The organism is Aeromonas sp. LsrichE-8G (assembly GCF_022869435.1).
In the GTDB taxonomy this organism is placed as follows: Bacteria; Pseudomonadota; Gammaproteobacteria; order Enterobacterales; family Aeromonadaceae; genus Aeromonas; species Aeromonas caviae.
In genome coordinates this window covers 1-469 of sequence record NZ_JALIHH010000216.1, presented here as the reverse complement: position 1 = coordinate 469, position 469 = coordinate 1, and the positions used below count along the sequence as shown (strand labels likewise).

The 469-nt window shown below is 49.3% G+C and carries 1 protein-coding gene and 1 pseudogene; one reads left to right on the top strand and one right to left on the bottom strand.

Annotation, left to right across the window (positions count from 1 at the left end):
• Positions 1-191, bottom strand: a 191-nt coding sequence (locus tag MUW49_RS19350; RefSeq protein ID WP_244813099.1) for a helix-turn-helix domain-containing protein, incomplete at its 3' end; no start/stop codon positions are given.
• 57 nt (positions 192-248) lie between these two features.
• On the opposite strand from MUW49_RS19350, the pseudogene tnpA reads away from it, so the two are divergent.
• Positions 249-469, top strand: a pseudogene (tnpA, locus tag MUW49_RS19345) (IS200/IS605-like element ISAs26 family transposase); the annotation flags it as partial.

Sequence of the window (469 nt, the reverse complement as noted above, 5' to 3'; positions counted from 1 at the left end):
TTCTTCCAACTGGTGAGCATCCGGTTCAGCTCAAAGGCAGAAGGCAGTTTTTCGCCAGCATCCAGAATGCGCTTTGTCTCTGCCAGCCCGTGATTCCAGACATAACGAGCACAACCGCCCAACTGGCGCAGGCGTTGCGCTTGTTGTTCGGTCGGTTCGAGTCGGAATTTGTAGGCTTTCAGAATTTGCATTTAGCGCTCAGTGTGTAGCATTATTGCCATATCTATTAAGCCCGATTGAGTGACAGAATGCAATTCACTAAAATTAATAAATCACGCCATGCGGCCTACATTTTGCACGTACATTTGGTGTTTATCACCAAGTATCGAAAGCCGATACTGGGGGATCTGCATCACGCCTCCTTCGGTCAGTGTGCGGCAGAGGTTTGCAGAGATTTTGGTGCGGAACTGAAAGAGTGTGACGGAGAGGCTGATCATGTTCACATGCTGATAGAGTACGCGCCAACGGT